3 protein-coding genes are annotated in these 1,985 nt (G+C 70.7%); all 3 read left to right on the forward strand.

Features of this window, described 5'->3' with window-relative positions:
- Position 1: 1 nt before the first annotated feature.
- From QRO93_RS21365 to QRO93_RS21375, 3 genes are read left to right on the forward strand one after another with little or no spacing between them, the layout of a single operon-like run.
- A complete protein-coding gene (locus QRO93_RS21365) occupies positions 2–511 on the forward strand; it encodes a DsbE family thiol:disulfide interchange protein (protein ID WP_285304357.1) in 510 nt (169 codons plus the stop codon).
- 4 nt (positions 512–515) lie between these two features.
- Entirely contained in the window at positions 516–965 is a 450-nt protein-coding gene (locus tag QRO93_RS21370) for a cytochrome c-type biogenesis protein (protein WP_180881064.1), read from the forward strand.
- Entirely contained in the window at positions 959–1,948 is a 990-nt protein-coding gene (locus QRO93_RS21375; protein WP_180881066.1) for a tetratricopeptide repeat protein, read from the forward strand. The genes QRO93_RS21370 and QRO93_RS21375 overlap by 7 nt, the downstream gene beginning before the upstream one ends.
- Positions 1,949–1,985 lie beyond the last annotated feature (37 nt).

Genomic DNA, 1,985 nt, shown 5'->3' on the forward strand with positions numbered 1-1,985 from the left:
GATGAAATCGGGCGATCCGCAGCGCGACGTGCTGCCCTCGGCCCTGATCGACAAGCCGGCGCCGGCGTTTGCGCTGCCGGTGCTGCATGACCCGGAAATGATCGTGCACAGCGACGACCTGCGCGGCGCGCCCTACCTGCTGAACGTGTGGGGCAGCTGGTGCGCGGCCTGCCGCGAGGAACACCCGGTGCTGACCCGCTTCGCCGAGAGCAAGCGCGTGCGCGTGATCGGCTACAACTGGAAGGACGATCCGACCGACGCGCTGCACTGGCTGGAACAGCTGGGCAATCCCTTCATGGTGGTGCTCAGCGATGTTGAAGGCCGCACCGCGATCGACTGGGGCGTGACCGCCGCACCGGAAACCTTCCTGGTCGATGGCAGCGGCATCGTGCGCTGGAAGTACAGCGGCGCGATGACCCAGCGCGTGGTGGACGAGAAACTGATTCCGGCGCTGGAGAAGATCGAGAAGGCCCAGGGCAGTGCCGGCAGCACGCTGCACACGGCGCCCTGAGCCGATGCGCTGGCTGCTGACGATGCTGCTTTTACTGCTGCCGCTGGCCGTGCTGGCCCAGCAGCCGCTGCACGATCCGCAGCCCCTGCAGTTCCGCGATGACGCCGAGGAGCGTCGCTTCCATGACCTGGCCGCACAGCTGCGCTGCGTGCAGTGCCAGAACCAGTCACTGGCCGATTCCAACGCGCAGATCGCGCAGGACCTGCGCCGCGAGGTACTGCAGCTGATGCAGCAGGGCCACGACGACGCACAGATCAAGCAGTTCCTGGTGACTCGCTATGGTGAGTTCGTGCTGTACCAGCCACCGCTGCAGCCGGGTACCTGGCTGCTGTGGGGCGGCCCGCTGCTGGTGCTGGGGGCCGGTGCGCTGGTGGTGTTCGGCATCGTCCGGCGGCGTGGCCGCACGGTTGCCGCCGCGCCGGCCAGCCAGGCCGACCAAGGAGAGGGATGGTGAGTCATTGGCTGCCGGTGCTGGCCGGTCTGGTTGCCGCATTGATGGCGGCGCTGGTGTTGTGGCCCCTGCGCCACCGCGGCCGCAGAGGTTTCGCCGTGGGCGTGCTGGCACTCGGTGTGGCCGGCGCCTGCCTGTACCTGCTGGTGGGTGACCCGCGCGCCGCGCAGGTACAGCTGGCGCCGTCGGTCGCGACGCTGCGCGATGGTGTACAGGCGTTGCAGGATGCACTCAAGCGCGACCCGCAGCGGGCCGATGGCTGGGCGCTGCTGGGCCGTTCGCAGGCCGAGCTGGGCAATGCCGTCGCCGCCGCAGAGGCCTTCGCACGTGCTGCCGCACTGGCTCCGGACGACCCCGGCGTGCTGGTGGAAGCCGCACAGGCACGTGCCCAGGCCGACCCCGGAAAACAGTTCGATGACACCGCAATCGGCTGGTTGCAGCAGGCGCGCACGCTGGCCCCGGACGCCGAGCGCGCCAGCTGGCTGCTGGGCATCGCGCTGCGCCAGCGCGGCCGGAATGCCGAGGCCGCCGATATCTGGAGCGGCCTGCTGCCGCGGCTGGAGCCCGGCGCCGCGCAGGCGCTGCAGGCACAGATCGCCATCGCCCGCGACGCCGCCGGCCAGGCGCCCGATGCAACCGCTGCACCGCCACCGGCACTGCTGCAGGTGCGCGTACAGCTGCCTGCGTTGCAGGGCTCGGAGTGGCCGGCCAGCACCCAGGTGTTCGTGCTGGCCCGCGCCGTGGGTGGGCCGCCGATGCCGGTGGCCGCGCGCAAACTCCCGTTGGCGGACTTCCCGGCCACGGTCGGGCTCGGCGACGGCGACAGCCCGATGCCGACCGCGCCGCTGTCGGCGCATCGCGAAGTGGAAGTGCTGGCACGCATTTCGCGCAGCGGCAGCGCCAACCGCAGCGAGGACGACCTGCAGAGCACACCGGTGAAGGTGAGCCTGCCGCATGAGGGCGTGGTGGAACTGCGGTTTCCGTAACACACCCCAGGGTAGTGGGGGGGGGGGGGGGGGGGCC

This window comes from Stenotrophomonas maltophilia group sp. Smal17, from assembly GCF_030237045.1.
GTDB lineage: Bacteria > Pseudomonadota > Gammaproteobacteria > Xanthomonadales > Xanthomonadaceae > Stenotrophomonas > Stenotrophomonas forensis.